Origin of the sequence: Mesorhizobium sp. Mes31 (genome assembly GCF_024519675.1) — a bacterium.
GTDB lineage: Bacteria > Pseudomonadota > Alphaproteobacteria > Rhizobiales > Rhizobiaceae > Mesorhizobium.
In genome coordinates, this window is sequence record NZ_JALJRL010000004.1 from 184447 (window position 1) to 208133 (window position 23687).

Genomic DNA, 23687 nt, shown 5'->3' on the forward strand with positions numbered 1-23687 from the left:
GATCAGGACTTGGACAAGATGACCGCAGCACCCTACCCCTTTTCGGCCCGCCACATCGGCCCGGGCCTCAATGACACCAGAGCGATGCTCGCCGCCATCGGTGTTCCCTCTGTCGAGACGCTGATCAGCCAGTCCGTGCCGAAGTCGATCCGGCTCGACCGGCCGCTTGCCTTGCCCGCACCGGCGAGCGAGGCGGAAGCGCTGGACGAGCTTTCGGCGACGATGGCTGGCAATACGGTGCTGAAGAGCTTCATCGGCGCCGGTTATCACGGCGTCCATGTCCCGCCGGTCATCCAGCGCAACCTTTTCGAGAACCCGGCCTGGTACACGGCCTACACGCCCTACCAGGCCGAGATCAGCCAGGGCCGGCTCGAAATGCTGTTCAACTTCCAGACGCTGGTGGCCGAACTGACCGGCCTGCCGGTGGCATCGGCCTCTCTGCTTGATGAAGCGACAGCGGTCGCGGAAGCCGTCGGCATCGCGTTGCGCCACCACCGCGACAAGCGCACCAAGATAGCGCTTGCCGGCACACCGCATCCGCAGACGCTGGACGTGGTGCGCACCCGTGCCGAGCCGCTCGGCATCGAGATCGACGGCCAGACGATCGATGACAACACGGCCGCCCTGCTCGTCTCCTGGCCGGACACGTTTGGCGTCTATGGCGACCACAAGGCCGCGATCGAAAAGGCCCGAGCGACCGGCGCGCTGGTCGTGTTCATTGCCGACCCACTCGGCCTGACGCTGACCGACGCCCCAGCAAAACTCGGCGCTGATATTGCTGTCGGCCCAATGCAGCGCTTTGGCGTGCCGATGGGCTTTGGCGGCCCGCACGCCGCCTACTGCGCCGTTTCCGACAAGCTGACGCGACTGATGCCCGGCCGTCTGGTCGGCCAGTCCACCGACAGCAAGGGCCGTCCCGGCTACAGGCTTGCCCTGCAGACGCGCGAGCAGCATATCCGCCGCGACAAGGCGACCTCCAACATCTGCACTGCGCAGGCGCTGCTCGCCAACATGGCGACTGCTTACGCCATCTGGCACGGCCCCGCCGGTCTGCAGGCGATTGCCGGCCGCATCCACGCGCTCGCCAACCGTCTGGCAAGCGGCCTCGAAGCGGCCGGCGTGTCGGTGCTGGGCGCCAGCCGCTTCGACACGGTGACGGTGGAAACGAAGGGCAAGGCCGCGCAGATCGCGACGGCCGCCGAAAAGACCGGCCGGCTGCTGCGCGTCATCGACGCCGACCATGTCGGCATCAGCTTCGACGAAACCTCGACCGATGCCGATCTCGACGCGATCGCGGCGTTGTTCGGCGCCAAGGCTGGTCCCTCAGCCGGCAGCACTGTGCCTGGCAAACCGCGCGGCAAGGAGTTTTTGACCCAGCCGGTCTTCCATGAAAACAAGTCGGAAACCGACATGATGCGCTTCCTGCGCCGGCTCGCCGACAAGGACCTGGCGCTCGACCGCGCCATGATCCCGCTGGGATCCTGCACCATGAAACTCAACGCCGCCGCCGAGATGATGCCGGTGAGCTGGCCGAGCATCGCCAACCTGCATCCCTTCGCACCGGCCGCGCATTCGGCCGGCTATCGCGCCATGATCGGCGAGCTGGAGGGTTGGTTGTCGGAGATCACCGGCTTCGATGCGGTCACCTTGCAGCCCAACGCCGGCAGCCAGGGCGAATATGCCGGCCTGCTCGCCATCCGCGGCTACCACCGCTCGCGCGGCGACAATCACCGCACCGTCTGCCTAATCCCGTCCTCGGCGCATGGCACCAACCCGGCAAGTGCCGCGATGGCCGGCATGAGCGTCGTCGTCGTGCGCTGCACCGAAGACGGCAACATCGACATGGACGACATGAAGGCCAAGGCGGCCGAACATGCGCACAATCTCGCCGCGCTGATGTTCACCTATCCTTCGACGCATGGCGTGTTCGAGGAAGGCGCGCGCGACCTCTGCGCGCTGATCCATGAGCATGGCGGTCAGGTCTATTTCGACGGCGCCAACCTCAACGCGCTGGTCGGCCTGGCGCGGCCCGGCGACATCGGCGCCGACGTCTGCCACATGAACCTGCACAAGACCTTCTGCATCCCGCATGGCGGCGGCGGTCCCGGCATCGGCCCGATCGGCGTCAAGGCGCATCTGAAGCCCTATCTGCCCGGCCATGTCACCGAAGGCTCCGCGCATGCCGTATCGGCGGCTCCGTTCGGCAGCGCCTCGATCCTGCCGATCACCTGGATGTACATCCGCATGATGGGCGCGTCTGGCCTCAAGCAAGCGACTGAAACGGCGATCCTTTCCGCCAACTATGTGGCAACGCGGCTCGGCGCGCATTTCCCGGTTCTCTACAAGGGCAGGCACGGCCGCGTCGCGCATGAGTGCATTCTCGACACCCGCGTGCTCAAGGACAGTGCCGGCATCAGCGTCGACGATGTAGCCAAGCGCCTGATCGACTATGGTTTCCATGCACCGACCATGTCGTTCCCCGTTGCCGGCACTCTGATGGTGGAACCGACAGAGTCCGAGCCGAAGCGGGAACTCGATCGCTTCTGCGAGGCAATGATCGCCATATCGGGCGAAGCGGCAAAGGTCGCCAAGGGCGAATGGCCTTTGGCCGACAACCCGCTGGTCAACGCACCGCACACCGCCGCAGAGGCGCTGGCCGGTCAGTGGACGCACCCCTATTCGCGCCTGGAAGCGGCCTATCCCGCCGGCGATGCCGACACCGCCGCAAAGTACTGGCCTCCGGTGTCGCGCATCGACAATGTGGCCGGGGACCGCAACCTGGTCTGCTCCTGTCCGCCGTTGTCGGACTATCTGGGAGCCGCGGAGTAAGTCACGCGGAGCGCAAGGCCGGCTTGACTGGTTCGGCCTTGCCAATCCTTTTTTGGCTGATGACACAATTTCGTCCGGCGCGCTTGGCGGCATAGAGCGCCGCGTCGGCCTCGGCCAGCACTTCATCGAGGCTGCTGCCGCCTGCCTCGCCAAAACCGATGCCGCCGCTGACCGTGCTGCGCAACGGACCGTTCTGGGTGGCAACGATTTCGGTGCCGAAGGCAACGCCGATCTTGCTGGCGAGATCATACGCCCTGTCTTCGGTCATCCGCGACATGACGATGGCGAATTCCTCGCCGCCCAGGCGAAAGGCGTCGACGCCGGTCCTGGCATATTTCTTGATGACCGAGGCGAAGCGGCACAGGACCTGGTCCCCCACCGGGTGGCCATAGACATCGTTCGTCCTCTTGAAATGGTCGAGGTCAAACATGACGATGGACATGAAGGGACCGAAAGTCCGCTCGCCATAGATTGACTTCAACCCCCGACGGTTCATAAGCCCCGTCAACGGATCGGTCATGGTCTCGGCCTTCAGCTCGATCTGCGCCTGCAGATGGTGGAGGGACAGCGTCAATGCGCCGAGACCGGTCATGCAGGCCACCGCCACGACGGTGTTCAGTCGTTCGGCCCAGTTGTCGGGCGCGGCCCCGAGCGTCCACTGCCCCCTGGTCAGCAGAACAACGCCGCAAAGCGCAAACGATACCGCACAGGTGCCGCTCAGAAACGAAACCACCAGCAGGATCCGGCGATCATGGCTGCCGTTGATCCAGAACATGGCCCCGATCGCCGCCAGCAGAGCGGTCACCGTCGTATAGGTGATGATGAAGCCGACACCATCAAGGCCGAAGAAGGTCACCACCGCACAAACGGCCATGGCGGCAAGCGTCGGTACAACGGCACGCCGGTAGCCGGGCACGCCGAGATACTGCATGGCCGAAAGGCAAAGGATCAGGAACCCCAGACTGAGCAGCGCAAGCGCGATCTGGCAAAGCAGCGGATCAGGTTGCCTGGCGTATCGCCAGAACAGGATCACATGCGCGACGAGCACCAGGATGCCGCACGCCACCGTCAGGACGAAGCCTGCCTTGGGCGCGGCGAACCAGATCGCAAACATGGTGATGCTGAGGCAGGTGCCCGACAGCGCGGCCGCGAGCAGGAGCGAACTGAAGTCCAGCATGTTTGGAGAGGGCCCTCGAGCGTCGGCGGTTGCGCTGCATTCTAGGTCAGCGACGGCCCTCAGATATGGTTTTCAGCTGATCTTTCGGCCCGACCTGCGGAGAGGGTTTACAAAGTGTCGATGCCATGTGTCCCGAAACCGGACCGCTGCCGCGACGGCCCAGATCAACCCTTGTTCAGCAGAGCAAGGTTGGCGTTGACGACCGTGGGATCGGCCATGCCGGCCTTCGCTTCGAGCAGCAGCACCTTGGCCTTCTTCTTGTTGCCGCGCAGCAGTTGCGAATAGCCCATGTTGTTGACGATCTGCGGCTTGCGGCCGGCGACTTTCAAAAGCTGGCTGTAGGCGCGGTCGGCGAAGTCGAAACGGCCGAGCTCGTCATAGGACGCGGCTAGCCCCATCCAGGCCTCTGCGTTGTCGGCCTTCAGCTCGACGGCCTTGCGGAAGTGCTGCTCGGCAAGACCGTAATTGGCGTCGCGAAACTGCGCCTTGCCTTGCGCCAGATCGGAGGTGTCGATGTCCTTTGCCGCCGGCTGAATGGCCGTGGTCTTGGTCTTGTCGATGGTGCTGGTCGAACAGCCGGTTACCATAAGAATGGCCGCCATCGCGGCCGCCGCCGTGAAAGTTGTATGACGCATGCCCCTGCCCCGTCGCCCGATTTGCCGGGTCGTTTCTTCAGGAAAGACATTACAGAAAAGCGATTAAACTTCGGTGCCGAAATGCACCTAAGATTTGGTTTCCGGCACACGAGCCATTAACCACCAGGCACAGGGCGCGAACCGCGTTCTCACGATCCCAGGACCTTGAGCGCCGCCGGAGCGGGATGGCGGCTGCCGTCATGGCGCAGCGCCGCATGCTCGACGCTCATTTGCTGCCTTTGCAAATCCGATGTACCGCTGCGTTGCAGGCCGGCCTCATCTGAAGATCAATACATCCTAATGCGAGGTCATCCTGACGATGATCGGGATGATCGCGATCATCAGCACCACCGGCAGGATGCACAACGTCACCGGCACCGACATCTTGGCTGGCAAGGCATGCGCCTTTTCCTCGGCCAGCGACATGCGTTTGTGGCGCATTTCGTCGGAAAAGACGCGCAGCGCCCCCGACAGGCTGGTGCCGAGCTCCTTCGACTGCTGCAACAACGTGGCGAAGGAGCGAACCTCGTCCAGGCTGAGACGGTCGCCGAGCGCCTTCAGCGCGTCGTCGAGGCTGCGCCCTGCCCTCAGCTCCAGCGACACCAGCTGCAGGTTCTGGCTGAGCGCCGGATAGGTCTTGGCGAGTTCCTTCGAGACGCGCTCGATGCCGGCCTCCATGCTCATGCCGGCATCCGAGCAGACGATCATCAGGTCCATGAAATCGGGAAAGCCGTTGCGGTATTCGCGCCGCTTTTCCCGCACCTTCTGGCTCAGCACCAGGCCCGGCAGGAAATAGCCGGCCGCGCCCGACAGGATGACGAATGTCCAACGGCTGGCCATTGTCGCGTCCGGACTGGCCATCCACTGGTTGAGCCCAAAGACACCGATCGCCGTGCCGATCATCGCCGTGAACCGGACAAGGAAAAACATGCCGACAGCACGCGGTTCCATGTAGCCCGCCTGGATGAGCTTCATGCGCAGCCGGGCGACATTTTCCGGGTCGCTCCTGGCATAGAATTCCTGTGCCTTCTTGACTGCCTTCTCGCGCACCACGCCGGCATTCTTCTTCTGCACCGGCTCGGGCTTCGCGGCCGCGGGACCGTCGTCGACCTTGAGCCGGCGCTTGACTTCGTTACGGTCGCCCTTCGCCGCCACCATCGGCCAGGCAACAGCGATCGCGCCCGCGGCCAGCAGCATGATGGCCACCGGCATCAGCGAGGTCGGTGCAAGCGAGGCGAGGAATTCGACGAAGCCCTGCATGTCAGAACCGGAAATTCGACATCTTGAACATCATCAGATTGCCCAGCATCAGCCAGGTGATCGACCCGCCGATCAGGTACCAGGTTTTCGGCACACCCCAGACGTCGCGATAAAACTCAGGCATCAGCGCCATGATGGCGGCAAACAGCAGTGCCGGTATCGCCGTCAGAATATACGCCGACATGCGGCCTTCGGTCGAAATGGCCCGCACCTTGCGGCGCAGCTTGCCGCGCTCGCGGATCGTCGCCGACAGGCCATCGAGAATCTCGCGCAGATTGCCGCCCGAACTGGTCTGGATCGAGACGGCGGTGACGAACAGCGGCAGGTCCTCATGGCCAACCCGGTCGAACAGCGAGTTCAACGCCGAAACCAGATCGGATCCATAGGTCACTTCGTCTGCGATGACGCCGAACTCGGTGCCGATCGGGTCAGGCATCTCACGCGACACCATGGCGATCGCCACCGGCACCGGATGGCCGGCCTTCAGGCCGCGCGTGATCAGTTCCAGTGCCTCCGGCAGTTGCACGCCGAACCGCTTCAGCCGGCGCTTGCGCATGGAACGCATCGTCATCACCGGCAGCACCGGCACCAGCACGACAAACAGCACAAACCCCATCAACAGCGGCAAGCCGTACCAGATGGCGACCAGAGCCGCGGCGAATGCCACGCCGGAGGTGATCATGAGGAATTTCGGCTGCGGCATGATCATGCCGGACTGGGTGCGCAGCGCACGAAACCGGTCAGGCGAGAACAGCGATGTCCCCGCATCGAGGCCGCGCTCCTTGCGCAGCTGGATCAGCACCTGCTCCTGGCTGATCTTGTTTCCCTGCAGCTTCATGCGCCGGTTGATGGCGGTCCGCTTGTCGCTGCGGCCGGCGTAAAGCAGATAGCAGGCCTCGGCGATCAGGATGCCGGTAAGCCCGGCTGCCGCATAGATGACATAGATCGCGCTGAACCCGTCGAACACTTGGCTACTCCTGCGGCCGGCCCGGTTCGAAGTATCGCCCGGGAAATTCGATGCCCATGGCGCGCAGATCCTCGAGGAAACGCGGCCGGATGCCGGTCGCCTCGTAGTAACCGAGGATCTTGCCGTCGGCCTCCATGCCGGTGCGCACGAAGCGGAAGATCTCCTGCATCTGGATGACGTCACCTTCCATGCCGGTCACCTCGGCGACGCTGGTCACCTTGCGCTTGCCGTCGGACAGGCGTGTCAGCTGGACGATAAGGTCGAGCGCACTGGCGATCTGGCTACGGATCGACTGCACCGTCATCGGCATGCCGGTCATGCCAAGCATCTGCTCGAGACGCGAAATCGCGTCGCGCGGCGTGTTGGCATGGATGGTCGCCATCGATCCTTCGTGGCCGGTGTTCATTGCCTGCAGCATGTCGAAGGCTTCTTCGCCACGGCACTCGCCAAGAATGACGCGGTCGGGACGCATGCGCAGCGCGTTCTTGACGAGATCGCGCTGCTTCAGTTCGCCATGGCCTTCGATGTTGGCCGGGCGCGTCTCCATGCGCGCGACATGCGGCTGCTGCAACTGCAACTCGGCCGCGTCCTCGATGGTGATCAGCCGCTCGTCTTCGGGAATGAAGGCCGACAGCGCGTTGAGCATGGTCGTCTTGCCGGTGCCGGTACCACCCGAAATGATCGTCGTTTTGCGGGCGTGCACCGCCGCGGCCAGCACTTCGGCCATGTTCTGGGTGATGGCGCCGAATTCGACCAGCTTGTGCAGGCCGAGCTTGTTCTTGGAGAACTTGCGGATCGACACCAGCGGCCCGTCGACGGCGACCGGGCGGATGGCGGCGTTGAAACGCGAGCCGTCCAGCATGCGCGCGTCGACCATCGGCTGAGATTCGTCGACGCGGCGGCCGACAGCTGCAACGATCTTGTTGATGATTCGCAACAGATGCGCCTCGTCCTTGAACGGAATATGGACCTGCTGCAGTTTGCCCTTCTTTTCGACAAAGCAGTTCTGATGGCCGTTGATCAGGATGTCGTTGATGTCGGGATCCTTGAGCAGCGGCTCCAGCGGGCCGAGACCAACCATCTCGTCGACAATGTCGTCGACCAGCGCGCCAAGCTCGGCGGTGTTGATCGCCATCCGCTCCTGCCTGGTTTTTTCCGACACGAAATCATGCACCTGGCGGCGCATCTCATCCTTGGGCAGACGCTCCAACGCGACAAGATTGATTTCCTCGAGCAACAGCCGGTGGATGCGCACGCGTGCATCGAGCACCTTGTTGGCACTCTTCGCGGGCGCTGCTTCCGGCTTTGCCGGCAAGGCCTTTCGGCTCGTCGGAATGACGACGGCGTGATGCGCGACCGGCGTTGGCTCGGCGGCGCGCTGCGGACGCGCGTCGCGGTTCTGCAGGGTGGAGAAGCGGCTGCTCATCCTGCCTTCCTCTTCAGCAATTCGCGGCCCATGCCAAACAGCGAACGCGACTTCGTCCTGGTTGGGACCGCTTCCTCTGGCAGGATGATCTTCTTCAGGTCGTTGATGACATTGGCGTTCGGATCGATCTCGTGCAGCGGCACGCCGCGGTCGACCGCCTCGCGCACCAGACGGTAGTTGTTCGAAATACCGCCGACGAAATGCTCGCCAAGGATCTCCTGGACGTCCGCTTGCTTGATGCCATTGTCGAACATCTTCTGCTCGAAACGGTTGACGATGACGTTCGGCTTCACTTCCTTGCCCACGGTCTCATAGACCGCCTGGATCAGCCGCTGCGTGTGGCGCAGGCACGGCACCGTCATTTCGGCGACGATGTAGAGCTTGTTGGAACCGAGCAGGACCGTCTCCGTCCATGGAAACCAGGTGCGTGGCATGTCGATGACGACATTGTCGAAATAGGCCGAGACAAGATCCAGCATACGCACCACGACATCGGTCTTGAACGAGCGCATCTCGGCGGGATGCGTCGGCGCCGCCAGCACGCAAAGTCCGCTGGCATGCTTGGACAGCATCACGTCGAGCAGTTGCCGGTCGAGGCGCTCGGGCTGGTTCTCGATCTCGGTGATGTCGAAGCGCGGTTCGAGGTCGAGATATTCGGCACAGGCGCCCTGCTGGAAATTGAGGTCGACCACGCAGGTCGAGGCGCCGCGCGTCACCGAGTGATGCAGCTGGAAAGCGGTTTGCAACGCCAGCGTCGTGGTCCCGACGCCGCCCGCGGCCGGCATGAAGGTGTAGATCTGCGACTCGGTGTTTTCCTCACGCCCAGGCCCTTGCAGCGCACGGACGACGGAGCGCACGAGGTCGGCGGTGCCGATCGGCTTGACCAGGAAATCCGCGACCTTGAGCTGCACGAGGATGCGCACCGCGGCCGCGTTGAACTCCTGGGTGACGACGACAACAGGCGCCTTGCCCTCCAGCCGGCGCATGATGCGCTGCAGCGACTCTACCTCCTCCAGTTTTGCCGCATCCATGTCGACGATGATGACGCCGAAGTCGGCCTCCTGGATCTCGCCGCGCAGCTCGCTGACATTCTTTTCCACGGTCGCGAGCTGGATGATCTCGGAGGAGGCGAATGCGGTCCGCGTATCCTGCACAAACGTCCTGTCGGTCGATATGAGCAGGATCTTCCTGGTCTTGGTGCCGTTTGCCATTCTTGTCAGCCTGTCAGGTCAGTCGACCGTTGGATCAGTTGGTTGTGGTAGTCTGTGACGCCTTCGCACCGGCCGCCTGATCGGGGGTGGCGGCCGCCGCGTTGCCGCGCTGGGCGGGTACCAGGAGCCTGGTGTTCTGGACGCCGTATTTCCACGGATCGACCATCTGCATGACAGTGTTCGCGGCCTGTGCGTTGCCGGCGTCCGTCGTCACCCCTTCGCTGCGCACATAGTCGTCGCTGGTGCAGCCGGCGGCGAAGCAGGCAAGCAACAACGTGAAGCACAGTCCTCGAACCTTACGCATGACTTCACTCCTTCGGCAGGTCGAGGAAATGACCGGCCGTGGTGACCGCCGCGGGTTGGGTGACACGGCCGTCAGCCATCGCGACAGTGCGGTCGGGATCGGAGCCCTTCACTTCCTCGGTGTTGTTGAGGAAATAATCGACGTTGCTGGCCGGCTGCGTGCCGTCGGTCGGTTCGACGAGCTTCTTCGACGGGTCGACCGGTTTGACGAGGTAGGGCGTGACGATGATGACCAGGTCGGTCTCGCGCCGCTGATAGGATTTCGACGAAAACAGCGCCCCTAGCACCGGCATCTTGCCGAGGCCGGGAATGCGCGACGTGGTGATGTCGTTCTGCGACTGCAGCAATCCGGCGATCATGAAGCTCTGGCCGTTCTTCAGGTCCACCGACGTCTTGGCGCGGCGCACGATGAAGCCGGGCACCGAAATGGTGCCGATGTTATAGGAGGCCGAGGCGTCGATCGAGGAGACTTCCGGCGCGATGTCCAGGCTGACCAGCCCATCCTTGAGCACCGTCGGGGTGAAATCCAGGCTGACGCCGTATTTCTTGTAGCTGACGGAAATCTTGCCATTGTCCTCGGAGACCGGGATCGGGAATTCGCCGCCGGCGAGGAAGCTGGCCGTCTCGCCAGAGCGGGCGATAAGGTTCGGCTCGGCCAGCCGCCGGGCCAGGCCGCGCTCCTCCAGCGCCTTGATGGCAATATCGATCGATACGCCGTTCGACAAAAGCCGGCCGATGATCTCACCGGTGCCGGCGGCCGGCACCGAACCCGCATCGAGCGTGACGTCGCGCCCACCGATGCCGTAGGCGAAATTGGCGCTATATTTGGCACCCAGATCCTGACCCGCCTGGCGATTGATCTCGACGAAGCGGACATTGAGCTGAACCTGCTGCGAGGACGAGATGTTGACCGAATTGATCACTTCCTCGTTGCCGGAAAACCGCGTCGCGATCTTGTTCGCCTTTTCGGCGGCAACGGCGTCATCCGCCTCGCCCGACAGCACGACGCGGCCGTTGGCCGAGCCGACCTTGATCCTGGCGTCCGGCACGCTGGCGCGGATGGTGCTCGCCAACTGGTCGGTGTCGAGCGTCACCTCGATGTCGATGGTGCCGACGAGCTGCTTGTTCTGATCGAACAGAGCAACGCCGGTGGTGCCGAGGTTGTTGCCGAGCACATAGAACGACTTGTCGGTCAGCGGATTGACGTTGGCGATCTCCGGATCGCCGATGACGATCTGGTAGAAGGCAGCACTCGTCATGATGGTCTTCGGCTTGCCCTTCGCCACCTTTATCGAGGCATTCTTGGTCGACGACACATAGACGATGTCGTTGTCGGCCCTGGCCGAGGCGCCGAAAGCCAGCATCGCGGCAGCGGCCAGCGAAGCCGCGACAGCCAGGCTACGCAAAACGCGCAACCTTCCCACAATCCGATACGTGATCAGCCCGAGCATTGTCCCGTCCCTCACCCAGTCCCCACTGGCTTCTATTTCTGGTCCCGCGAAGGAACCTGATATTCCTCGGCCTGCGTGCCGCGCGTTACGATAATCGTCTTGAATTTTGGCTTCTCCGGCTCCTTCGGCATGGCATCGAACAGCGATCCTGCCGCCGCCTTGACGTTGGATGCCACCGACCCGCCGAAGGACGAGATGGTGGTGACGCCATTGTTGCCATCGCCGCCTTCGCTGGCCGAGCGGAGCGACAGCGACAGCGTGCCGACGGTGCGGGCAAGCGCCACTTTCTGCGCCCCGTCGGTCGTCACCTCGATAGTCACCGAATTGGCAATCTGCGGCGTCGTCTGACGCACGTCCGCGCCCTGCCCGACACTCAACACCTTGGCGTCGGCGACGACGATCTCGGAGGTGATCGTCGAACCGGCCGCCCCTTGCGCGTTCTTGGCCACCTCCTGGATTTCGCCGGCGTCGCGCGTCAGCACGACATCGACGCGGTCGCCCGGGGTGACGAAGCCGCCGACACCGGCAATCTCGTCGGTGCGGATGGTCACCGCCCGCATTCCGGGCGTCAGCATGTTGGAAAGCGTCGCGCGGCCATTTGCCCCCGACAGCTTGGTGAGCAGCACCGGTTCGTTGACCTCGATCGGCGACAGCACCACGCGACTGCCTTCGCCCAGCAGCCCGTCGATGGTGGCAAAGGCGCCTTGCGGCAAGGAATCCTGCGGCCAGGGGATTTCGCTGAGCTTCGCGCGGTCGAGTTCCATGCCATAACGCAACGGGGCACTCGCCACCACGATGGTCTTGAACTCGATCCTGGGTGCCGCGGGAGGGGCGATCGACGCCGTCTTCTCTTCGGAATCGGCCGCAGCCTGGCGCTTGACCCAGAAATCCGCGGCAAAGATCGAGATCGCGCCGAAAACGGCAGCGATGCCGATCATCGTTATGGCCTTGCCCCTCACGCCGAAACCCCTGATGCCCGCAGTTTCTTGTTTTGTTGGGCTCACGCTAGGCGGCATTGTTAAAGAATCAGGAATCTTGAGCGGCGGCGGCGGACCTATTTCCGCCGGCTTGGTTATCGAATGGTTTTGAGTTAAGACGGGGCAGATCCCCGAACGGAACAGGAACCTCGGTCGCTTGGCGCTGAAAAGCGTGGCAGTATCACGGGGTGATTCGCAGCACCGGACTCTATGGCAGGCATGGACGACAACAACGATCTCTTCGGCAATCTGGACAAGCAGCCGCAGCCGGTCCGCACACCGGCGCGCCCGGCGGACCCGCTGGTGCAGGCCACCAAGCGTCCCGCCGCGACCAAGGATGGCAGCGAGGGCTATAGTGCCGCCGACATCGAGGTGCTGGAAGGGCTGGAGCCGGTGCGTCGCCGGCCAGGCATGTATATCGGTGGCACCGACGACAAGGCGATGCACCATCTGTTTGCCGAGGTCATCGACAACTCGATGGACGAGGCCGTCGCCGGCCACGCCACCTTCATCGATGTCGAACTTTCCGCCGACGGCTATCTCGCCGTTACCGACAATGGCCGTGGCATCCCGGTCGATCCGCACCCGAAATTCAAGAAGCCGGCGCTCGAAGTCATCATGACGACGCTTCACTCGGGCGGCAAGTTCGACTCCAAAGTCTACGAGACCTCGGGCGGCCTGCACGGCGTTGGCGTTTCCGTGGTCAACGCGCTGTCGGACCATCTCGAGGTCGAGGTCGCGCGGGGACGGCAGCTTTATCGGCAAAAATTCTCGCGTGGTGTGCCAGTAACCGGCCTGGAGCAACTCGGCGAGGTGCATAACCGGCGCGGCACGAAAATACGGTTCCATCCCGACGAGCAGATTTTCGGCAAGGGCGCTGCATTCGAACCGGCGCGGCTCTACCGCATGACGCGTTCGAAAGCCTATCTGTTCGGCGGCGTGGAAATCCGCTGGACCTGCGATCCGTCCCTGATCAAGGAAAAGGACCAGACGCCGGCCAAGGCGGAATTCCATTTTCCCGGCGGCCTGAAGGATTATCTCAAGGCATCGCTCGGCGACGACTTCCAGGTGACGCGCGAAATCTTCGCCGGCAAGAGCGACAAGCAAGGCGGCCATGGCTCGCTCGAATGGGCGGTAACCTGGTTCGGTGGCGACGGTTTCATCAATTCCTACTGCAACACCATCCCGACCGGTGAAGGCGGCACCCACGAGGCCGGCTTCCGCAATGTGCTGACGCGGGGCCTGCGCGCCTATGCCGATCTCGTCGGCAACAAGCGCGCCTCGATCGTCACCTCGGAAGATGTCATGATCTCGGCGGCGGGCATGCTGTCGGTGTTCATCCGCGAGCCCGAATTCGTCGGCCAGACCAAGGACCGGCTGGCGACGATCGAGGCGATCCGCATTGTCGAGAGCGCGATCCGCGATCCGTTCGACCATTGGCTGGCCGACAATCCGCAAGAGGCCTCGAAGCTGCTTGAATGGGTGATCGCCCGCGCCGACGAGCGGGTGCGCCGCCGGCAGGAAAAGGAAGTGTCGCGCAAAAGCGCGGTGCGCAAACTGCGGTTGCCGGGCAAGCTCGCCGACTGCACGCAAAATGCCGCCGCCGGCGCCGAACTCTTCATCGTCGAAGGTGACTCGGCCGGCGGCTCCGCCAAGCAGGCGCGTGACCGCGCCAGCCAGGCGGTGCTGCCGCTGCGCGGAAAAATCCTCAACGTCGCCAGCGCCGGCAACGACAAGCTTGCCGGCAACCAGCAGATTTCAGACCTGATCCAGGCGCTCGGCTGCGGCACACGATCGAAATACCGGGATGAGGATTTGCGCTACGACCGCGTCATCATCATGACCGACGCCGACGTCGACGGCGCCCACATCGCCTCGCTGCTGATTACCTTTTTCTATCAGGAGATGCCGGCCCTGGTGCGTGGCGGCCATCTCTTCCTGGCGGTACCGCCGCTTTACTCGATCCGGCAAGGCGGCAAGGTCGCCTATGCCCGTGACGACGCGCACAAGGATGAGCTTCTGCGCACCGAATTCACCGGACGCGGCAAGGTCGAGCTTGGCCGCTTCAAGGGGTTGGGCGAGATGATGGCCGCGCAGCTCAAGGAAACGACCATGGATCCGAGAAAGCGCACGCTGCTTCGGATCGACGTGATCGATGCCGAGGCGGCAACCAAGGATGCGGTCGACGCGCTGATGGGCACCAAGCCGGAAGCCCGCTTCCGCTTCATCCAGGAACGCGCCGAATTCGCCGAGACGGAAGTGCTGGATATCTGAACATCGTCTGCTCTAGCTAGCTTGTTGGCGTCGAGTGCGGAGATGAGCGATTGATCTGGGACCGGCTGCGCAGCGGTTTTATGGCGAGGCTTGCCGCGCTGACACAGCCGACGCGTTCGGACTGGATTTTCGCCCTCCGCACCGTTTCGGCCGGCTTGATGGCGCTTCTGGTCGCCTACGCCCTCAAGCTCGACCACCCGCAATGGGCAATGATGACGGTATTCATCGTTGCCCAACCCGTTGCCGGCATGGTGCTTGCGAAAGGCTTCTACCGGTTGCTCGGCACGCTTGCCGGCGGCGTGGCGGCGATCGGCATTACCACGGTCTTTGGCACCAACCCCTGGGTGCTGGTGACCGTGCTTGCCGTCTGGATCGGCATTTGCACCTTCGTCTCGTCGCTGCTGCGCAATCCCGAAGCTTACGGTGCCGCCCTTGCCGGCTATACCGCGATGATCATTGGCTTGCCCTCCTTCGGGCAGCCGCACCTCGTTGCCGATCTCACGGTCGCCCGTTGTGCCGAGATCGTGCTCGGTATCGTCTGCGCCGGCCTGACCAGCCGGCTGATCCTGCCAAAACTGGCCAGCGACGCCATCATCTCGCGGCTGAAGCGCTGCATTCTCGATCTTGCCACCTATGCCGGCGGCGCGTTCTCCGGTGGCGATGCGGCAACGCTCTCCGGCCTGCATCGAAAGCTGGTCTCCGACACCCAGACGCTCGGCGAGATGCGCGCCTATGCCAGGCTCGAAGCGCCGAGCTTCGCGCCGCGCGCCCATCCGGTCCGGCGCACCATCGGACAACTGCTCTCCGCACTGTCGGCCGCTCGCACGCTGCATTCCCACGCCGCTCCAAAGAACGCGGCCCTCATACCCGTGCGCTCAGAGTTGCAGGCCCTTGTCACCGAGTTGGCGGCCAGGCCGGGCGCGCTCGACGACACGGCGCCCTGGGTGGAACGGCTCGATGCGATCGCGGCCAAGGCACGGCAGATGCCCGTTGCTTCTGTCGACCAGGGCGATGACAGGGTCGGCACCATCACCCGCCTCATCATCGCCGCCGATTTCGCCGAGGCCCTCAAGCAGGTCCTGCGCGGCCTCGACGCCCTGCGCGCCCCTGTCGCGCGCCCGGCCCAGGGCAGCCGGCAGCCCGCGCTGGTGGTTCACCGCGATTACCCCGGCGCATTGCGCAACGCCGTACGCGCCGCCCTCGCGACGCTGCTGGTCGCGGCTTTCTGGCTGACGACCAAATGGACGGAAGCCGCCGGCACCGTCATCCTCGTCGCCGTCGTGTCGAGCCTGTTTGCCGCGCGGCCGGACCCGGTCCAGGTGTCCTGGGGCTTCTTCAAGGGAACGCTGCTCGCTTTGCCCTTCGCCTTTCTCGTCGGCCAGATCGCGTTGCCCGCACTGCCCGGCTTCGGCTGGTTCATGCTGTTTGTCGTGCCCATCCTGGTGCCAACGGCCCTGGCCATGGCCAATCCGCGCTATGTTGGCGTGGCGACGGCCTTCGCCATCAACTTCCTCGCCTTCCTCAGTCCGCATCAGGCGATGACCTATGATCCTGGCCCGTTCTTCGCCGGATCGGCGTCGATCCTGGTCGGCATCCTGCTGGCAATCGGTGTCTTCATCGCCGTGCTGCCTGCCAATCCGTGGCTGGCGGCCAACCGCATCGTGCGCGCCATGCGCGAGGATCTGGCGCGGCTTTGCCTGCATGAGCGCCTGCCGAGGCGTTCGGCCTTCGAGAGCCTGGCCTATGACCGCATCAACCAGCTGATGCCGTTGGTGCAGAATGCCGGCAGGAGAGGCGATGCGGTTCTGGGCGGCGGCGTCGCCGCGGTCACGGTCGGCCTCGAAATCCTGCGGCTGCGTGGCGCAAGCCAGGACCATGCCATCCCGTCCGAGACCGCGCTTTCGATCGCCGACTTCCTGAGAGGCCTGGCACGCGAGCTGCTCTTCCGCGCCCCCGGCGATCCGCAGACAGCGACCGTCGCCGTCGCCCGCCAATATGCGGCGGCCATCGGCCGGCGGAACGACACTGGCGAACTGCTGCGGATCGCGGCATCGCTGCGCATCATTGCCGCCGCGATGGACGATTTCCCGGACTTTTTCGCGAAGAATAAAGGTTAAGCCGCCGCGATCGCCAGCGCATGGCCGCGCGCATTCTCACGCAGCGCATCGAGATGGATCGACTTGACCAGGGCGGCGAGGTCGCCTTCCGCCGACTGTCCGCCCACCTCCTTGAGCATCAGCCAGCTGACCTCCTGCACTCCAGCGACGCGCTTGCCGTTGGCGACCTCGCGCCAGATCTTCAGCGCGCGCAGGATGACGGCATGCGTGGCGGCGGCGAGGCCAGCGCTGCGAAACAGCGCCTGCAAAGCCACATCGTGCCCGCCGGCCAGCAACGCCCTCACCCTTTGTTCGGATTGCTGGCTGAGCGCGACCAGCGCCGAGCCGAAGAAATCGACCTTGCCGTGCGCGATAGTGCGGATGAGGAAGCTGGCGGTGAGATCGCCGCGCAGGCGCAGATGTTCGATCAGTGCCGAATGTTCTTCCTGACGCGTGCCCTCGATCAGCGTCACCGAGGCCTTGATGCAAGCGTCGCGCATGACCCGGTCGGCCCGGGCGGCGCCCATCAACGCCATGACCAGCGGCGACGTCTTGAGCGTTTCACCGAGCTTGACGAGCAGCATATGCCGGCAGTCGGCAGGCAGGCGGGCGTCTGATATCAGCGCCTCACGTACCAAAGGCAGGTGCCCATGACGTTCGGCCATGCGGCGGAAGCTGAGCGAGGCGATGTCGGCGCCGCTGTTGGCGAGCAGCACGGCACAGGCTTCCGCCTCGCCGATCTCGGCGATGGCCGCCGACAGCGCCATCGAGACGAGCGGCCGATCGGCGATGAGTTTTTGCGTCACTTTCGCACTGCTGGCCACGCGGTTGATCAAATCGGCGTCGGTGAGCAGCGGCGAGCGCGCCAGCACCACGCCGGCGACTTCCGGCTGGTCGGACGCCAGCGCGCTGATGATCTGCAGCGGCGCGTGGTGGCTCATGGACAGCGCGTCGGCCATCGCCAGCCGCACCTTTGACGAGGCGTCGTCGAGCAGCAGCGTCAGCGCCGCCTCGGCGGCGCAGCGATCCTCGAAAGGCAGGTCGGAATTGACGTAGGCTCGAGCCAGCGCGTTGGCCGCGGCGGCGCGCTCCGAGACCCTGGCCGTGCAAATCCATCTCAAAAAATGTGAAACAACCATGCCGCCTGCCTACGCCCCTTACCAGAATGCTTCTGGCCCCGTGGAGACGGTAGGCAGAAATGGTTTACGAACGGTTCACCATGTTCATTAACTGGCTTGCGAGCGTGGTTTGCAGCGCCTATCAACCGTCAAGCAGCGGAGGAGAGGGAAAATGGCCGGGCTTTATCTCCAGGAGTTCGTCGTCGGCCACGTCTTCCAGCACACACTGCGCAAGACCGTCACCGAGAGCGACAACATGCTGTTTTCGGTGATGACGCTGAACCCGCAGCCGCTGCATATCGATTTCGACTTCGCCGCCAAAAGCGAATGGGGCAAGCCGCTGGTCAACTCGCTGTTCACGCTTGGCCTGATGATCGGCATTTCGGTCAATGACATCACCGTTGGCACCACGGTCGCCAATCTCGGCATGAAGGAAACCGTGTTTCCGCATCCGGTTTTTCATGGCGATACCATCCGCGTCGAAACGACGGTGATTTCGGTGCGTGAATCGAAATCGAAATCTGATCGCGGCATCGTCGAATTCGAGCACCGCGCCTACAACCAGCATGGCGACCTTGTCGCCAAATGCACCCGGCAGGCCATGATGCTGAAGAAGGCGGCCTGATGCGCTCGCTGCTGTTCGTCCCCGGTGATTCGGAGAGGAAGCTGGAGAAGGGCTTTGGCGCCGGCGCCGACGTTGTCATCGTCGACCTCGAGGATTCCGTGGCGCCCCAGAACAAGGCGCTGGCGCGCGAGATCGCTGCACGTTCCATCGCCAGCCACAGGATGCAAACCGGCTCCGCGATCTATGTCAGGGTCAACGACCTCTCGACCGGGCAGACCGATGACGATCTGGCGGCGCTCGTTTCAGCCAGGCCCGACGGCATCATGCTACCGAAGTCGAACAGCGGCCAGGATGTGCAGCACCTCTCGGCAAAGCTCAGGGTTCGCGAGGCCGAAAACGGCTTGGCCGACGGCGCGATCAAGATCCTGCCGATCATCACCGAAACACCGGCGGGCGTGCTGGCGGCGGCGACCTATGCCGGGGCAAGCGCGCGACTTGCCGGCCTCACCTGGGGGGCGGAGGACCTGTCGGCAGCGCTCGGGGCGCGCGCGGCGCGCGACGAGCGCGGCCGCTACACCGATGTGTTCCGCCATGCTCGCCTGACGACCATCCTTGCGGCCGCCGCCGCCGAAGTCGCGGCGATCGACACCGTCTTTCCGAATTTTCGCGACATGGCCGCCTTCGAAGCGGAATGTGCCGAGGCGGAGCGGGACGGCTTCACCGGCAAGATGGCGATCTACCCCGATCAGGTGCCCGTCATCAACGCCGCTTTCACGCCTTCGCCCGAGGCGGTGAGACAATCGGCGGCAATCGTCGCGGCGTTCCAGGCGGCGGGAAACCCCGGCGTCGTCGGCATCGACGGCAAGATGGTCGACCGCCCGCATCTGCGGCTGGCCGAACGGCTTCTGGCCCGCGCCAGGGCAGCCGGGATTTCGGCTTAGTCTCAGTCCCGCGCCAGCACGATGATCCGGTCCTCCGGCAGATAGGCCAGCGCTTCCGACTTCAGTGGGTTGACGGTCACCCCGCCCAGCGCCCGCTGGTCGGTGTCTCCGGCCCGGATGCGTCGGTGACCTATGGCGATCTCGCCGCGCAGCCGCGCTGATTCCGCGATCGTCCAGAAGGTCAAAGGCTGGTCGATGGCGACATAGTCGGCGACCGGACGCATGTAGATTTCAGAGCCCTTCTCGTCGAGCAGGTCATCGAAGATCGCGGCGAGGTGCTGGTTCTCGGACGCCTGCGCCAGCATCAGGCTGACCAGCCTGTTGCTGACGACGAAGTCATCGGCCTTGGTCACCGCCGCAAGCTCCCGGTTGCGCACATCGATCATCTCGCTGACGATGCTGATGTGCAGGCCGGCATCATCCGCGATCTTGCGCAGATGCAGCAGCGTCACCAGGGTGCGCGTGTCGGCGGGCTGCGCTGCCATGGTTTCGCTGTAGCCGAGGACGAGCACGTGGTCGTAGGAAGGCACATCCAGGCCTGCCAGCGCGTTGCTGCTCGACGTGTCGGTGACGCGGCAATTGACCGTCAGATTGTCGCCGGCGACAGGCAGTTCGGCAACTTCCTGCTGGAGGCCGGGCGTATCGGCGGCGATGGTCAGGATCGAGCCAAGCGCAACGTAGCGCGACAGTTCGTAGGTGATGATCGGGCCGCGCCGGTTCCAACCAAGGATCAGCATGCGCTCAGGCTTGGTCTCAACGGGCTGCGGGCCGCGGATCGCCGCCGCGTCGATCTTGATCCCAGCGCTTCCCAGCTTTATCGCGGCGTCGTCCTCGGCGATGATAATGGCGCGCATGTCCTTGGCGATCACGGGGTTCGACGAAGGATTGAGACTGACGCGCCCCTCCCGGTCGCAAAGCCCGATCAGCGTGCAGTGCTCAAACGCCATCACCGCCTCGCCAAAGGTCTTGCCGGTGAGGTCCGGCTGCTCGATCGTGTAGATTTCGCAGCCATCGAAATCGAGCAGCTCCGAATAGACGCCGCTGAGACCCGACTGCCGGCTCGAATGCACGACGATGCGCGAGATCAGCTGGTCGGCCAGCACGAGTTGCACCTCGGCTCCGCCGACGACGCGGGCGACCTCGGCGTTCTTGCCATCGCGAATCTCGGCCGCGATGTTGTAGGGGTCGGCGCGCCGGTTCGGGTCGTTGACCAGCGCCAGCACCGTCTTGATGACCTGCGAATCCGGATCGTCGCCGTCGGGTGACAGCACGATGACCGAGCGCGAAGTCTGCGGATTGACGATGGCCAGGTCGTAGAGATCGGTCGGGTCGCCGCTGCGGCAGATGATGCGCGTATTGCCCAGTTTGCCGACCTTGGCCGCGATCTCGTCCTCCATCTCGACCTTGTCCATATTGGCCATGACGACGATGCGCGGATGGCGGCGGCTGGCATTGGCAATGACGAGTTCGGAGATGACGTCGAAGATCGATGGCGACCAGTTGAGGATGATGGTGTGATCGGTCTCCAGCACCCGCGAACGGCCCTTGCGCAATTCATCGAGCTTGCTGTCGACGCCGGCGCTGAGCACGCCGATGAGAGCCGAGACGACGAAGATGCCACCCAGCGTGACCAACAGCATGACGAGACGGAAGGCCCAACCAGTGTCACCGCCCATCGTGCCGGAATCGAGCGTGCGCATCAGCGATTCCCAGAACGCTTCGACAAAGTTCAGCGGCTCGCCGCCTTCCGGCGCGATGCGGGTCACCGCAAGGAAACCCGCGGCGGCGATGATGATCAGCAGGGAAATGACGGCAAGCCAGCCGATCAGCGCGATCGGGCCGGCGGCCATGCTCTTGTCAAAGCCGTAGCGCAGCCGGGTTCCCAGCGAGTCTTGTTTCTTCATGTCGCCGGCGCCCCGCACTATCCCCAAGGTCGATGCGCCAACCCCAACGCACCGCCGAAGCCGCTCTCTTAGCGTGTGTTTTGATAAAGGGGAATCGCTTTCGCTTTTTCACCGCCGATCGCTCTGGACCGCATATCGGCCTTCAAAACCGAAGCATTGGGATTGCGGACGGGCCGACTCTGAGGGTTAGTCCGTACCCCAGCGCGGCCGGCGCATCGAAAACACCTCATCGACGCTGGCATAGTCCATGTAGCCGAGACGAGCGACGTTGCCGGCCTTGGTGATGTCGAACAGGCCGTCTTTCAGGAAGGCATCGTCGATGTGCACGCCGACCACTTCGCCGGCGACGACGACGGCGCTCGTCGGCGTCCCATCGAGCCCCCTTGGCCGAAAGACCTCCGTCACCCGGCATTCGAGCGCCGCCGGTGCTGCCGCCACTCGCGGCGGCGCGACGAGGCGCGACGGGGCCATGGCAAGGTCGGCATAGACGAACTCGTTGACGCCGCGCGGTGCGCTGACCGAGGTGCGGTTCATCTTCTCCGCGAGATCGCGGCTGACGAGATTGGCGACAAATTCGCCGGTTTCCTGGGCGAAGGTAGCGCTGTCCTTTTCACCTTCGGAGGAGAACCAGATGATGAAAGGCCGCGTCGAAACGGCGTTGAAGAAGGAGTATGGCGCGAGATTGATCTCGCCAGCCCCGCTCAGCGTCGAAATCCAGCCGATCGGACGCGGCGCCACGATCGCCTTCGATGGATCGTGCGGCAGCCCGTGGCCCTTTGACGGCTCGTAGAACATTCAGCCCACCCACGGCCCCGAATAGTCGCCGTAGAGCTTGGCCGGATCTGGCCGTGGCCGCTCCGGTGCCGGGCCAGCATAGGAGCCGATATGGACAAAGCCGATGACGCGCTCCTGCGGCGCCAGCCCCAGCAGTGCCCTGCCCTCCGGCACATCGGAATACCAGTTGCTGATCATGTTGGTGCCATAACCCAGCGCGTTGGCTGATATCATCAGGTTCATCGCCGCCATGCCGCCGGACAGAAACATCTCCCATTGCGGGATTTTTGGATTCTCCCTCGGAATCGACACGACGCCGATGACGAGCGGCGCCCGCGAGAACCGCGCCAATTCCTGGTTGCGGCGGCCCTCTGGCAAAGGTCCTTCCCGCTGTTCGGCAAGCGCAGCCAGTTGTCTGCCGATCTCGACGCGCGCGTCGCCACGGTAGAGGATGAAACGCCAGGGTTCCAGCCGGCCGTGGTCAGGAACACGTGAGGCGGCGGCGATCATCGTCGCGATGTCGGCGTCATTCGGCGCCGGCTCCTTGAGCTCCGGGATCGGCGCTGAATTTCGGGTCAGCAGGAAGTCGATGATCGGCGACGCCATGGGCGCAAGTCTCCTGGAACTCTTGTTTTGAGCTGAAGCGCGCCATCGGGAACACGGGCGGCTCGGGCATTGGCGCGGGCTGCGCCGGACGGAAGAGTCCTGTCGATCGGACTCTTAAGCCTTGAAATTGCCACCGCCATGGGCTTCAACGCAAGGCATGTTTGAGGGGACACTGCGTCTTTTCCTGGTCTGGCTCTGTGCCGCGCTGTTCGTCGCGCCGGTTTCGATGGCTGTTGCACAGCAAAAGGACGGCATCAACGACCTTAAGCTGCCCGGCATTTCGAGCTATGCGACGCCGAAAAGCGAAACACCGCTCGCGCTCGGTGGCGGCGGCGCCATCACGCTTTCCGCCCAGCTGACCGACAAGGGTGCCGACATTACCCGAGGCATCGTCTGGCGCGTCTTCAAGCCCGAAGCCGTCAACGGCAAATTGCCGATGGTGGCTTCCGCGCATGGCGGCACCGCCGTCTTCCAGCTCGAACCCGGCAGCTATCTGGTCCATGCCTCCTATGGCCGGGCCGGCGCCACCAAGCGCATCACCGTCGGCAAGGACACCAAGCGCGAGAACCTGGTGCTCGACGCCGGCGGGCTGAAACTTGACGCCGTGCTGTCCGGCGGGGTGCGCATCCCGCCCAAGAATCTGCGCTTCTCGATCTACGAAAGCCACGCCGAGCCCAATGGCGACCGCGCGCTGATCATCCCCGACGTCGAACCCAACACTGTCGTTCGGCTCAACGCCGGCATCTACCACGTCGTCTCGACCTATGGCGCGGTCAACGCGGTCATCCGCTCCGACATTCGCGTCGAAGCAGGCAAGCTGACGGAAGCCACCGTCGAGCATCACGCCGCCGAGATCACGATGAAGCTGGTGCGCGAAACCGGTGGCGAGGCGATCGCCGACACATCCTGGTCGCTGCTCAACGAATCCGGCGATCCGATCAAGGAAACCGTCGGCGCCTTCGCCTCCATGGTGCTTGCCGAGGGCGACTACACCATCATCGCCAAGAACCGCGACCGCATCTACCAGAAGGATTTCACGGTCGTGGCTGGACAGAACCAGGAAATCGAGGTTCTGGCCACCGAGGCAGCGGCGATGGACCCCGAGGAAGGCGCGGATTAGCCTTCTGCCGGAACGTTTCCAAGCGGCAAATGCCCGTTTCTTTGACCTTGTGA

At 63.9% G+C, this 23687-nt stretch carries 20 protein-coding genes; 7 read left to right on the forward strand and 13 right to left on the reverse strand.

The features are described from left to right. Positions 1 to 18: 18 nt before the first annotated feature. Entirely contained in the window at positions 19 to 2829 is a 2811-nt protein-coding gene (gene gcvP, locus NR193_RS08690; RefSeq protein ID WP_256750461.1) for an aminomethyl-transferring glycine dehydrogenase, read from the forward strand. 1 nt (position 2830) lies between these two features. Here the strand turns inward: gcvP and NR193_RS08695 are convergent, their stop codons facing one another. From NR193_RS08695 to cpaB, 9 genes are all read right to left on the reverse strand, one after another. Further along, the gene (locus NR193_RS08695) at positions 2831 to 4006 is read right to left on the reverse strand and encodes a diguanylate cyclase (RefSeq protein ID WP_256750462.1); all 1176 of its coding nucleotides are present in this window, start codon (positions 4004 to 4006) and stop codon (positions 2831 to 2833) included. Positions 4007 to 4170: 164 nt separating this feature from the next. Next, on the reverse strand, positions 4171 to 4641 hold the full coding sequence (locus NR193_RS08700) for a type IV pilus biogenesis/stability protein PilW (RefSeq protein WP_256750463.1): 471 nt from the start codon (positions 4639 to 4641) through the stop codon (positions 4171 to 4173). A gap of 297 nt (positions 4642 to 4938) precedes the next feature. Then, positions 4939 to 5901: a type II secretion system F family protein gene (locus NR193_RS08705; RefSeq protein ID WP_256750464.1), complete on the reverse strand. Its 963-nt coding sequence runs from the start codon at positions 5899 to 5901 to the stop codon at positions 4939 to 4941. Position 5902: 1 nt separating this feature from the next. After that, positions 5903 to 6868 (reverse strand): type II secretion system F family protein, encoded by a 966-nt coding sequence (locus tag NR193_RS08710; RefSeq protein ID WP_256750465.1) that lies wholly within the window; start codon positions 6866 to 6868, stop codon positions 5903 to 5905. Positions 6869 to 6872: 4 nt separating this feature from the next. Further along, complete coding sequence (locus NR193_RS08715) at positions 6873 to 8294, reverse strand: CpaF family protein (RefSeq protein ID WP_256750466.1); 1422 nt, start codon at positions 8292 to 8294, stop codon at positions 6873 to 6875. Continuing rightward, positions 8291 to 9505: a CpaE family protein gene (locus NR193_RS08720; RefSeq protein WP_256750467.1), complete on the reverse strand. Its 1215-nt coding sequence runs from the start codon at positions 9503 to 9505 to the stop codon at positions 8291 to 8293. Before NR193_RS08720 ends, NR193_RS08715 begins: the two co-directional genes overlap by 4 nt. Before the next feature lie 34 nt (positions 9506 to 9539). After that, positions 9540 to 9809 carry a hypothetical protein gene (locus tag NR193_RS08725; RefSeq protein ID WP_256750468.1) on the reverse strand — a complete coding sequence of 90 codons (270 nt, stop codon included), beginning with the start codon at positions 9807 to 9809 and terminating at the stop codon, positions 9540 to 9542. A 4-nt stretch (positions 9810 to 9813) separates the two neighbouring features. Then, the gene (locus tag NR193_RS08730) at positions 9814 to 11259 is read right to left on the reverse strand and encodes a type II and III secretion system protein family protein (RefSeq protein WP_256750469.1); all 1446 of its coding nucleotides are present in this window, start codon (positions 11257 to 11259) and stop codon (positions 9814 to 9816) included. A gap of 32 nt (positions 11260 to 11291) precedes the next feature. After that, complete coding sequence (gene cpaB / locus NR193_RS08735; protein ID WP_091575207.1) at positions 11292 to 12197, reverse strand: Flp pilus assembly protein CpaB; 906 nt, start codon at positions 12195 to 12197, stop codon at positions 11292 to 11294. Here cpaB and NR193_RS08740 point away from each other — a divergent pair. From NR193_RS08740 to NR193_RS08750, 3 genes are all read left to right on the forward strand, one after another. Then, positions 12187 to 12348 carry a hypothetical protein gene (locus NR193_RS08740; RefSeq protein ID WP_256750470.1) on the forward strand — a complete coding sequence of 54 codons (162 nt, stop codon included), beginning with the start codon at positions 12187 to 12189 and terminating at the stop codon, positions 12346 to 12348. The two genes, cpaB and NR193_RS08740, sit on opposite strands and share 11 nt — an antisense overlap. Positions 12349 to 12455: 107 nt before the next feature. Continuing rightward, complete coding sequence (gene parE, locus NR193_RS08745; protein WP_256750471.1) at positions 12456 to 14510, forward strand: DNA topoisomerase IV subunit B; 2055 nt, start codon at positions 12456 to 12458, stop codon at positions 14508 to 14510. A 50-nt stretch (positions 14511 to 14560) separates the two neighbouring features. Next, on the forward strand, positions 14561 to 16627 hold the full coding sequence (locus NR193_RS08750; RefSeq protein ID WP_375162692.1) for an FUSC family protein: 2067 nt from the start codon (positions 14561 to 14563) through the stop codon (positions 16625 to 16627). Here NR193_RS08750 and NR193_RS08755 read toward each other — a convergent pair. Next, on the reverse strand, positions 16624 to 17745 hold the full coding sequence (locus NR193_RS08755; protein ID WP_256750472.1) for a DUF2336 domain-containing protein: 1122 nt from the start codon (positions 17743 to 17745) through the stop codon (positions 16624 to 16626). The two genes, NR193_RS08750 and NR193_RS08755, sit on opposite strands and share 4 nt — an antisense overlap. A 151-nt stretch (positions 17746 to 17896) precedes the next feature. Between NR193_RS08755 and NR193_RS08760 the strand changes: the two genes are divergently transcribed. Continuing rightward, complete coding sequence (locus NR193_RS08760; RefSeq protein ID WP_256750473.1) at positions 17897 to 18349, forward strand: MaoC family dehydratase; 453 nt, start codon at positions 17897 to 17899, stop codon at positions 18347 to 18349. Next, positions 18349 to 19230: a CoA ester lyase gene (locus tag NR193_RS08765; protein WP_256750474.1), complete on the forward strand. Its 882-nt coding sequence runs from the start codon at positions 18349 to 18351 to the stop codon at positions 19228 to 19230. The genes NR193_RS08760 and NR193_RS08765 overlap by 1 nt, the downstream gene beginning before the upstream one ends. Before the next feature lie 2 nt (positions 19231 to 19232). On the opposite strand, the gene NR193_RS08770 is transcribed toward NR193_RS08765, so the two are convergent. The 3 genes from NR193_RS08770 to NR193_RS08780 form a co-directional block, all read right to left on the reverse strand. Then, positions 19233 to 21134, reverse strand: a complete 1902-nt coding sequence (locus NR193_RS08770) for a hypothetical protein (protein ID WP_256750475.1) — start codon at positions 21132 to 21134, stop codon at positions 19233 to 19235. A gap of 186 nt (positions 21135 to 21320) precedes the next feature. Next, positions 21321 to 21929: a flavin reductase family protein gene (locus tag NR193_RS08775; protein ID WP_256750476.1), complete on the reverse strand. Its 609-nt coding sequence runs from the start codon at positions 21927 to 21929 to the stop codon at positions 21321 to 21323. Further along, positions 21930 to 22514, reverse strand: a complete 585-nt coding sequence (locus tag NR193_RS08780) for a nitroreductase (protein WP_091575218.1) — start codon at positions 22512 to 22514, stop codon at positions 21930 to 21932. 157 nt (positions 22515 to 22671) lie between these two features. Here NR193_RS08780 and NR193_RS08785 point away from each other — a divergent pair, with 157 nt between their 5' ends. Beyond that, a complete protein-coding gene (locus NR193_RS08785) occupies positions 22672 to 23634 on the forward strand; it encodes a hypothetical protein (RefSeq protein WP_256750477.1) in 963 nt (320 codons plus the stop codon). Positions 23635 to 23687 lie beyond the last annotated feature (53 nt).

Coding starts and splice junctions, on each gene's coding strand:
- NR193_RS08720 (WP_256750467.1), bottom strand. CDS start 9,505: ATGGCAAACGGCACCAAGACCAGGAAGATCCTGCTCATATCGACCGAC.
- NR193_RS08760 (WP_256750473.1), top strand. CDS start 17,897: ATGGCCGGGCTTTATCTCCAGGAGTTCGTCGTCGGCCACGTCTTCCAG.
- NR193_RS08765 (WP_256750474.1), top strand. CDS start 18,349: ATGCGCTCGCTGCTGTTCGTCCCCGGTGATTCGGAGAGGAAGCTGGAG.
- NR193_RS08730 (WP_256750469.1), bottom strand. CDS start 11,259: ATGCTCGGGCTGATCACGTATCGGATTGTGGGAAGGTTGCGCGTTTTG.
- NR193_RS08785 (WP_256750477.1), top strand. CDS start 22,672: ATGTTTGAGGGGACACTGCGTCTTTTCCTGGTCTGGCTCTGTGCCGCG.
- NR193_RS08705 (WP_256750464.1), bottom strand. CDS start 5,901: ATGCAGGGCTTCGTCGAATTCCTCGCCTCGCTTGCACCGACCTCGCTG.
- NR193_RS08700 (WP_256750463.1), bottom strand. CDS start 4,641: ATGCGTCATACAACTTTCACGGCGGCGGCCGCGATGGCGGCCATTCTT.
- NR193_RS08715 (WP_256750466.1), bottom strand. CDS start 8,294: ATGAGCAGCCGCTTCTCCACCCTGCAGAACCGCGACGCGCGTCCGCAG.
- cpaB (WP_091575207.1), bottom strand. CDS start 12,197: ATGATCGGCATCGCTGCCGTTTTCGGCGCGATCTCGATCTTTGCCGCG.
- parE (WP_256750471.1), top strand. CDS start 12,456: ATGGACGACAACAACGATCTCTTCGGCAATCTGGACAAGCAGCCGCAG.
- NR193_RS08755 (WP_256750472.1), bottom strand. CDS start 17,745: ATGGTTGTTTCACATTTTTTGAGATGGATTTGCACGGCCAGGGTCTCG.
- gcvP (WP_256750461.1), top strand. CDS start 19: ATGACCGCAGCACCCTACCCCTTTTCGGCCCGCCACATCGGCCCGGGC.
- NR193_RS08780 (WP_091575218.1), bottom strand. CDS start 22,514: ATGGCGTCGCCGATCATCGACTTCCTGCTGACCCGAAATTCAGCGCCG.
- NR193_RS08725 (WP_256750468.1), bottom strand. CDS start 9,809: ATGCGTAAGGTTCGAGGACTGTGCTTCACGTTGTTGCTTGCCTGCTTC.
- NR193_RS08740 (WP_256750470.1), top strand. CDS start 12,187: ATGCCGATCATCGTTATGGCCTTGCCCCTCACGCCGAAACCCCTGATG.
- NR193_RS08695 (WP_256750462.1), bottom strand. CDS start 4,006: ATGCTGGACTTCAGTTCGCTCCTGCTCGCGGCCGCGCTGTCGGGCACC.
- NR193_RS08770 (WP_256750475.1), bottom strand. CDS start 21,134: ATGAAGAAACAAGACTCGCTGGGAACCCGGCTGCGCTACGGCTTTGAC.
- NR193_RS08775 (WP_256750476.1), bottom strand. CDS start 21,929: ATGTTCTACGAGCCGTCAAAGGGCCACGGGCTGCCGCACGATCCATCG.